This is a genomic window from Fibrobacter sp. UBA4309 (assembly GCF_002395745.1).
Taxonomy (GTDB): Bacteria; Fibrobacterota; Fibrobacteria; order Fibrobacterales; family Fibrobacteraceae; genus Fibrobacter.
Genome location: NZ_DGUN01000032.1, coordinates 14,645 through 22,629, shown reverse-complemented (window position 1 = coordinate 22,629; position 7,985 = coordinate 14,645). Strand labels below are relative to the sequence as shown.

The window sequence follows — 7,985 nt, the reverse complement described above, 5'->3', positions numbered from 1 at the left end:
TCATGATGGTGGCCGGGTTGGAGTTCACGAGCACCACTTCGTAGCCTTCGCGGCGGAGCACCTTGCAGGCTTGCACGCCGGAGTAGTCGAATTCGCAGCCCTGGCCAATCACGATCGGGCCGGAGCCAATGAGCATAATCTTCTTGATGTCGGTACGCTTAGGCATTCTTGCCTCCATTCACATTCTTCTTAGATTTTTGTGCGAGTGCCGCCTTGACAAGGCCGCTGAACAGCGGGTGCGGCGCGGTGGGCCTGCTCTTGAATTCCGGGTGGAACTGGCAGGCTTCAAAGTACGGGTGGTTCTTGATTTCCACCATTTCAACGAGCTTTCCGTCGGGAGATGTACCGGCGATCTTGAGGCCGGCCTTTTCGAGTTCCTTGCGGAATTCGCTGTTGTAGTTGAATTCGTAGCGGTGACGGTGACGCTCGCTAATCTTTTCGCTCTTGTAGAGCTTTGCTGCGTTGGAATCCTTCATGAGCTTGCACGGGTAAGCGCCGAGGCGCATGGTGCCGCCCTTTTCGGTGACGTTCTTCTGTTCGTCCATCAGGTCGATGACCGGGTGGGCGGTATTCTCGTCGAATTCCGTGGAGTTGGCGTCCTTCCAGCCGAGTACGTTGCGTGCAAATTCAATCACGCAGCACTGCATACCGAGACAAATGCCCAGCAGCGGGACCTTGTGTTCGCGGGCATAGCGAATGGCCACGCATTTGCCGTTCACGCCGCGGCTACCGAAGCCTCCCGGGATCAGTATGCCGTCTGCGTTCTTGATGAGGTTCGGATTCTTTTCGAGTTCTTCGGCCTCGATACATTCCACCTTCACCTTGGCATTGTGTTCCATGCCGGCATGCTGCAAGGCTTCGTGCACGGACTTGTAGGCGTCGCGGATGGCGATGTACTTGCCCACCAGCGCGATGGTGCATTCGTACTTCGGTTGGGTTGCCTTCTTGACGAGCTTGTCCCATTCGGAGTGGATAATCGGGTGCACGCTCAGGCGGAGCTGTTCCAACACGCGGAGGTCAAGTTCCTGCTTGGAAAGTTCGCGGGGCACGGCGTACACAGAATCCGTCACGTCCTTTTCTTCGATGACGCATTCGGGCTTCACGTTGCAGAAGAGCGCGAGCTTGTCGAGGTGATCCTGCGGAATCGTCATTTCGGTGCGGCATACGAGAATGTCCGGGAAGATACCGATGTTGCGGAGTTCTGCCACGGAGTGCTGCGAGGGCTTCGTCTTGAGTTCGCCGGCGGCCTTGAGGTAAGGCACCAAGACCAGGTGAATAAAGCAGGTGTTTTCGACGCCGACTTCGAAGCGGAACTGTCTTGCTGCTTCCAAGAAGGGGAGCGATTCGATGTCGCCTGCCACACCGCCGATTTCGCAGAGCACGATGTCTGCACCGCTTTCGGCTGCAGAACGGAAGGCATCCTTGATTTCGTTGGTGATGTGCGGGATGACCTGCACCGTGCCGCCCAGGTATTTTCCGGCGCGTTCTTTTGCGAGCACGGAGGAATAGATGCGGCCCGAAGTGTAGCTCGAAGCCTTGGAGCACTGCACGCCTGCGAAACGTTCGTAGTGGCCCAAATCAAGGTCGGTTTCGTAGCCGTCGTCGGTCACGAAGACTTCGCCGTGCTGGTAAGGGCTCATGGTACCCGGATCCACGTTCAGGTACGGGTCGAGCTTCTGCATGAACACGTTGTAGCCGCGGCTCTTGAGGAGCAGTGCGAGCGATGCGGAGGTGATGCCTTTACCGAGGGAGCTGACCACGCCGCCGGTAATGAAGATGTACTTGGTCTGCTTGCCTTTGTTTGTCGCCTTAACCATTTTTCACCTCCGCGGCACCATTTTTGCCGGCTTTGAAATCGAGAATCATCTGCCTGAACTCGCCGAACAGGTAGTAGGAGTCGTTCGGACCCGGAGCAGATTCCGGGTGGTACTGCACGCTGAATGCGGGGAGTTCCTTGTGGCGGATGCCTTCGACTGTGTTGTCGTTCAGGTTGATGTGCGTGACTTCCACATTCGTGGGGAGCGAAGCTTCTTCGATAGCGTAGTTGTGGTTCTGGCTCGTGATTTCCACGGCACCGGTCTTGAGGTTCTTGACCGGGTGGTTGCAACCGTGGTGACCGAACTTGAGCTTGGAAACCTTTGCACCGAGCGCGAGGCCCAGGAGCTGGTTACCGAGGCAGATACCCATCAGCGGAACCTTACCCAAAAGCTGCTTTACAAGCGCCGCCACCTGCGGGAGGCTGTTCGGGTCGGCAGGGCCGTTCGAGAGGAACACACCGTCCGGGTTCTTCGCCATCACCTGTTCGTAAGTGGCGTTAATCGGAAGCACCGTCACCTTCATCTTCTGGTCGGCGAGGTTCCTCAGAATGTTCGTCTTGATACCGAAATCGAGTGCGACCACATTCAGGTCGCCTTCGGTGCTGAACTCGTAACCCTTCGGATCGCTGACCTTGCTCGCGTAGTCCTGACCATCGAGGCCTTCCCAAGCCTTTGCCTTTGCGATTGCATCGGTTTCGCTCATTTCGGTGCCGTCTACGTGGAGGTATGCCTTCTGAGCGCCATGGTCACGCAGATGAATGGTGAGAGCGCGCGTATCGACGCCCGCGATGCCCGGCTTCTTGTGGGCGAGCATGTAGTCGTGCAGGCTCTCTTCGCCGATTTCCTTGCTCACATCGTCCAGCGAGTTTACGACAATTCCGTTCAGGAAAACGTCGCGGGATTCGGACTTCTCGAGGTTTGCGGCGTATGCGCCCACTTCTGCCGTGGTGAACACCACGAACTGTCCCGCGTAGGAGGGGTCCGTCAAAATTTGCTTGTAGCCCGCCATGCCGGTGTTGAACACCGCTTCGCCGACGGTATCGGTAGCCTCTCCAAAGGCATACCCGTGGAACACGGCGCCATCCGCCAATGCCAAAAACGCTTTCTTCTCGCGTTTCGCTTTCCAGTTGAATTTATCGGTCATATATTGCTCGCTGTGTAATGAAAATCCGGATAAAAATAAAGGCAAAAGCCAGAAGCTTTTGCCAAACGATTGAAAACTTTAAAAACAGAAATGAAAATCAGATGCTCGGGGAGAGTCGCCTGGTTGCGTTGCGAGATTGCTGCAACGGCTGCGCTCAGGTGTGCCTCGATGGATTCCGATATTTTCATCGGGCTTATAATTTAGCAAAAAAAAGCCGATTTTAACGTTTTTTTTGCGAAATTTTTTGAAAATGACATTTTTGTTTTTCATTTTTTGTAAAGTCTTTTGTGAGAATGACAAAAAATGTAAAACGGAGTGCCTTTTTTCGCTTTGTTCGGCAGGTAACCCCTTTGTAAAATATTGTTTTTTTAAGACTGAAAAACTGACAAAATGCGACCGTTAGAACGGATTGACTGTGAGGTCGGAAGCCCCTTCCGGGATTTTGGCGAGGATGTCGAGGCCTGTGAGGTCATGCATCATGGCGATGTTGTCGTTTTCCATTTCCATGTTCTTGCTCATTCCGTAGCGGTTCACTATGATTCCGCGGACGGAGAGTCCCTTGGCGCGGGCGTACTCGACTGTGAGCACGCACGCGTTGATAGAGCCGAGTGCTGCCGTGGTAACCACGAGCAGGGGGAGGCCGAGTACTTTCATTATATCGGCGAGGAATAATTTTTGCGGGACAAGGGATGCGCTGGAATCGTAGCGGATAGGGCAGATGATGCCGCCGCTCCCTTCGGCGAAAATGAACTCGTGTCGTTTAGTTGCCGCTTCAAAATCGGCGCGGACTCTCGAAAGTTCTACCGGATTGCCCTCCTTGCGGGCGGCCAGGTGCGGAGAAACGGCTTCCTTGTAAACGTAGCTGACGAGCTGTTCCTGCGTGTCGGGGAGGCCTGCGATCGTCTTGACGTAGTCGGCATCGCCTGCAATCCACTTGCCGTTGCGAAGTTCAGCCCCGCTGAGGGCTGCCTTGTAGTATCCTGCGTCGATTCCCGAATCGCGCCATTTCTTGACGAGAAGTGCCGTGACAAAAGTTTTGCCGACATCGGTGCCGGTAGCTGTGACAAAATAACCGTTGTTCATACACCCTCTTTTACCGCCTGGGCAATTGCTGCCGCAGCGGTTTGCAGTTGTTCTTGCGTGTGTGTCGCCATCAGGCTTGCGCGGAGGCGGGCTTGCCCGCGTGCGACGGTAGGGTAGCGGATGGCGGGAATCAGGATTCCGCGCTTCTGGAGTGCTGCCGAGATTTCAAGCGCGCGGGCTTCGTCGCCGATGATAATGGGAACGATGGCCGATGCGGTGGGAGGAATCTGGAAGCCGGCGCTACGCAAGGTGTCGCAGAAGTACTTGACGTTATCCTGGAGCTTTTGCACGCGCTCGGGGTGGGCGTCGATATACTTGAGGTTCGCGTTTGCGGCGGCGGCCACGGCGGGTGCCATCGCAGTCGTAAAGATGAAACTGCGGGCCTTGTTCTTGAGGAATTCGGTGAGCTTCTTCGATCCCGCCACGAAGCCGCCTTCGGCGGCGACGGCTTTGCTCAGCGTGCCGACGGTAACGTCGGCGTGAGCACAGCCGTAGTGTTCGGCAAGCCCCCTGCCGGTCTTGCCGACCACGCCCGTGGCGTGTGCCTCGTCAATCATGAGCAGTGCATCTTGTTCGTGGGCGACGCGCAGGAGTACCGGCAAATCGGCCAAGTCGCCGTCCATGCTGAAGACGGCATCGGTCACGATGAGCCCGCGGAAAGGTCGCGTGTCACTTGAAGCTGCGCTTTGCGTCGCGTGTTCCGCCTTGGCCTCTTTAATGACACGTTCCAAATCTGCGATGTCGTTGTGCCTATAAACCTTGCAGTTCGCGCGGGAGAGTCGAATCCCGTCAATGATGCTCGCGTGGTTCAGCGTGTCGCTAAAGATATAGTCGCCCTTGCCGCAAAGCGCCGAAATGGTCCCGACATTCGCCATGTAGCCGGTATTGAACGTGATGGCGGATTCCGTATCCTTGAATTTGGCGATCGTCTCTTCGAGTTCCTGGTGCGGAGCCTTGTTGCCGGTAGTGAGTCGCGCCCCGCCGCTTCCGGTGCCCCATTCAAGTACCGCATTCGCCATCGCCTGTTTTAGCTCGGGAATGTTCGCGAGATCCAGGTACGAATTGGATGCCAACAAAATTTGTTCTTGCAAAACTCCATTTGCAGAGCGGATTTTAACGCACGATGATTCCGGTGATTCCATCAAGCGCATCGAGCGGTAAGTATTATTCGCTCGCGCCGTTTCCAAAGCGTCTTTCGTAAATAAGTCTAAGATTCTTTCGTTCATGTCATTCTGCCCTGGACCCTTCGACTGTCGACTACTTCCACCAAAACTTTCTTCTTTTGTAAATAATCAATACACTCTTCGGCGTCTGCCTTGCGGGAATCGAAGAGGAAAATGCGGCCTCCATTCTCGTCGCCCATTTCCTTCATTTTCATGATGCGTACGTAGCCGAGTTCCTTGCTCGCCACGTAGCCTGTGATGTAATTCGGGTCGTCGGAGATGCAGAATTCCGCCACCATGCCGGGAGCGTTTGCGACTTTTGTCGCGAGCACGATGGCTTCGTTGAAGTGGTTCTTGCAGCTGTCCACCACGTTGCCTTGGAGCGCATCCATGTAGGTGGCGCGTACGCCGCGGTCCTGGTCGGGTTCCAGACGCTTTCCAGTCGCAATGTCGTAGAGCATGGCGCCGCGCATGGGGAAGGTCGCCTTCAAAAGTTCTTGCAATTTTTCGCGAAGTTCTTGAGAACTGCGCTGGTTGTCACTGCCGTTTCCCATGAGCGGGGTGATGAGTTCAAAAGCCTTCTCCAGTCCTTCCTGCCATGTATCCACATCCACACGCGTCACCGGCAACGCCTTCAAAATCCGGATGTCGCTTTCATGGACCTTCTCGATTTTCACGTTGATAAAATCCGGGTCGCCCTTGGAATGTGTCATGGCGCGCTTTACCATGGCGGAGCAGACGGCTTCGACGTTTTCGCGGGCGACAATGCGTTCAGCACCGGAAATGTGCTGTTCGTGGGCATTTTCGCCTTCACCGACTTGCTGCGATGCGCGCATTTTCAAACTGTAGTAATCCATAGTCATTTACTCGTGGAATTCGTCTTCGCCTTCGATAACCGGGGCGGGCTCGCATTCGCCTATGAGCTTGATGGCTTCGCAGATGCGGTCGATTTCCTGGTCGCTCGTGATGAACGGCGGCATGGTATAGACGTAATTGCAGAAGGGACGCAGCCACACGCCGGTTTCCCTGATAACTTTCAGGATGTCGTCGGCACTGGACTTCGCTTTCAGTTCCAGGACGCCGATGGCACCGAGAACGCGCACGTCGGCGGCGTTATCAAGATTGCGGAGCGGTTCCAGATTTGCGCGGAGCCGTTTCTCGATTCGGGCGACACTGCCTGCGTAGTCGCGGTTCGCGAACAGGTCGAGCGAGGCGATGCCCGCGGCGCATGCCAAGGGATTCGCCATGTAGGTGGGTCCGTGCATGAAGGCGGGAATCTTGCTGTTCGTAATGGAGTCTGCGACTTTTTCAGAGGCAACGCAGGCTGCCATCGTGATGGATCCGCCGGTTAGCGCCTTGCCGATGCACATGATATCGGGAGTGATTCCCGCGTGTTCCATCGCGAAACGCGGCCCGGTGCGGTAAAATCCCGACGCGATTTCGTCGAGAATCAGCAAGATACCCTGCTCGTCGCAGAGCTTACGCAAACGCCTGAGGTAGCCCGCATTGTAAAGCCACATGCCGTTTCCGCCCTGGAAAACGGGCTCGCAGATGACTGCGGCAATTTCATTTTTATGTTCGCTTACGACCCGTTCCATCGAGACGAAATCGTTGTCGTCCCACGGCTCGTCGAACCTGCAATTCGGGCGTTCTGCAAAGTAGTGCTGCGGCATAATCCCGCGGAAAAGCACGTGCATCCCGTCGGGGTCCGAAAGTGCCATCGCGCCCGCGGTGTCGCCGTGATAGCCGCCCTTCAGGGCGACCAGTTTACAGCGTTCCGGGCGGCCCAGCGCATGCTGGTACTGCACCGCCATCTTGGCGGCGCACTCCACGGCGATGCTTCCCGAATCCGCAAAGAAAATCTTGTCGAGTCCTTCGGGCAGGAATTTCACCAAGCGTTCACCCAGTTCAATCGCGGGCTCGTGCGTGAATCCGCCGAACATCACGTGGCACATCTTCTCGCTCTGCCTGCGTATCGCCTCGACAATCTCGGGAGCGTTATGCCCGTGGGCCATGCACCACCAGCTCGATACGGCGTCAATAAGTTTCAGTCCGTCGGCAGTCTCTATGGTCGTACCATGCGCAGACTTTGCCAAAAAACGAGAAGGCCCCTTATGCAGCGCTGCGTAAGGGTGCCAAAGATACTCGTTATCGAAATTTAAAGGTTTTTCCATTTGGAGCGCAATATAGCAATTATGCCTAGGCCTTGGCAGTTGTTGGTGGACAGATGAATAAAGAGCCTCCCGTCGTGTTGACGGGAGGTCTATATTTGGTGCAGACTTGCGCGGTCGATGTCGCTTACTAGTAAATAAACAGCATCTCCCTATACTTCGGCAACGGCCACTTTTCGTCGGGGATGATACCTTCAATCTTGTCGACGATAATGCGGAGGTTAGCCATGGCATCAAGGATTGCTTCGTGCTTGTCGCCGAGAGCGGCTTCCATCTGGGCTACAGCAGCTTCGAGATCCTTGAGCTTGTCGCCGAGTTCGCGGGCGTAACCGTCTACAGCGTAGAAACCCTGTGTCTTGGCCATTTCGTTGGTCTTGAGGGCGTTGCTGTACGCGCAGAGCACCTGCGGGAGCACCACGTTCTTCGCGATGTCGAAAGCGATCTTGCCTTCGATGTGAATCTTCTTGTGGTAATCTTCCATGTTGACTTCGTAACGGGAGTCGAGTTCGCGCTTGTTGAACACGCCGTACTTTTCGAACAGAGCCACGTTCTCCTTCTTGGCGAGAGCCTGGAGGGCTTCCATGGTGGTGCGGATGTTCGGGAGGCC

Annotated in this window: 7 protein-coding genes and 2 pseudogenes; all 9 read right to left on the bottom strand. The window is 55.6% G+C overall.

Annotation, left to right across the window (positions count from 1 at the left end; translation table 11 throughout):
* Positions 1 to 166 (bottom strand): annotated as a pseudogene (locus tag B3M32_RS12355) (carbamoyl-phosphate synthase large subunit); the annotation flags it as partial.
* Positions 159 to 1,817 carry a CTP synthase gene (locus B3M32_RS03635; protein WP_290743641.1) on the bottom strand — a complete coding sequence of 553 codons (1,659 nt, stop codon included), beginning with the start codon at positions 1,815 to 1,817 and terminating at the stop codon, positions 159 to 161. The gene B3M32_RS03635 and the pseudogene B3M32_RS12355, both read right to left, overlap by 8 nt.
* Positions 1,810 to 2,961: a glutamine-hydrolyzing carbamoyl-phosphate synthase small subunit gene (gene carA / locus B3M32_RS03630; RefSeq protein WP_290743640.1), complete on the bottom strand. Its 1,152-nt coding sequence runs from the start codon at positions 2,959 to 2,961 to the stop codon at positions 1,810 to 1,812. Before carA ends, B3M32_RS03635 begins: the two co-directional genes overlap by 8 nt.
* The gene (locus tag B3M32_RS03625) at positions 2,958 to 3,149 is read right to left on the bottom strand and encodes a hypothetical protein (protein ID WP_290743639.1); all 192 of its coding nucleotides are present in this window, start codon (positions 3,147 to 3,149) and stop codon (positions 2,958 to 2,960) included. The genes carA and B3M32_RS03625 overlap by 4 nt, the downstream gene beginning before the upstream one ends.
* A gap of 211 nt (positions 3,150 to 3,360) precedes the next feature.
* The gene (gene bioD / locus B3M32_RS03620) at positions 3,361 to 4,044 is read right to left on the bottom strand and encodes a dethiobiotin synthase (RefSeq protein ID WP_290743638.1); all 684 of its coding nucleotides are present in this window, start codon (positions 4,042 to 4,044) and stop codon (positions 3,361 to 3,363) included.
* Positions 4,041 to 5,270, bottom strand: a complete 1,230-nt coding sequence (bioF, locus tag B3M32_RS03615) for an 8-amino-7-oxononanoate synthase (protein ID WP_290743636.1) — start codon at positions 5,268 to 5,270, stop codon at positions 4,041 to 4,043. The genes bioD and bioF overlap by 4 nt, the downstream gene beginning before the upstream one ends.
* Positions 5,267 to 6,064 (bottom strand): 6-carboxyhexanoate--CoA ligase, encoded by a 798-nt coding sequence (locus B3M32_RS03610; RefSeq protein ID WP_290743635.1) that lies wholly within the window; start codon positions 6,062 to 6,064, stop codon positions 5,267 to 5,269. Before B3M32_RS03610 ends, bioF begins: the two co-directional genes overlap by 4 nt.
* Before the next feature lie 6 nt (positions 6,065 to 6,070).
* Positions 6,071 to 7,381 carry an adenosylmethionine--8-amino-7-oxononanoate transaminase gene (gene bioA, locus B3M32_RS03605; RefSeq protein ID WP_290743634.1) on the bottom strand — a complete coding sequence of 437 codons (1,311 nt, stop codon included), beginning with the start codon at positions 7,379 to 7,381 and terminating at the stop codon, positions 6,071 to 6,073.
* 127 nt (positions 7,382 to 7,508) lie between these two features.
* Positions 7,509 to 7,985: pseudogene (locus tag B3M32_RS03600) on the bottom strand (glutamine synthetase type III); the annotation flags it as partial.

What these genes read in the sequence shown, in the direction of transcription:
- B3M32_RS03635 (WP_290743641.1), bottom strand. Translation starts at nt 1,817, where the DNA reads ATGGTTAAGGCGACAAACAAAGGCAAGCAGACCAAGTACATCTTCATT.
- carA (WP_290743640.1), bottom strand. Translation starts at nt 2,961, where the DNA reads ATGACCGATAAATTCAACTGGAAAGCGAAACGCGAGAAGAAAGCGTTT.
- B3M32_RS03625 (WP_290743639.1), bottom strand. Translation starts at nt 3,149, where the DNA reads ATGAAAATATCGGAATCCATCGAGGCACACCTGAGCGCAGCCGTTGCA.
- bioD (WP_290743638.1), bottom strand. Translation starts at nt 4,044, where the DNA reads ATGAACAACGGTTATTTTGTCACAGCTACCGGCACCGATGTCGGCAAA.
- bioF (WP_290743636.1), bottom strand. Translation starts at nt 5,270, where the DNA reads ATGAACGAAAGAATCTTAGACTTATTTACGAAAGACGCTTTGGAAACG.
- B3M32_RS03610 (WP_290743635.1), bottom strand. Translation starts at nt 6,064, where the DNA reads ATGGATTACTACAGTTTGAAAATGCGCGCATCGCAGCAAGTCGGTGAA.
- bioA (WP_290743634.1), bottom strand. Translation starts at nt 7,381, where the DNA reads ATGGAAAAACCTTTAAATTTCGATAACGAGTATCTTTGGCACCCTTAC.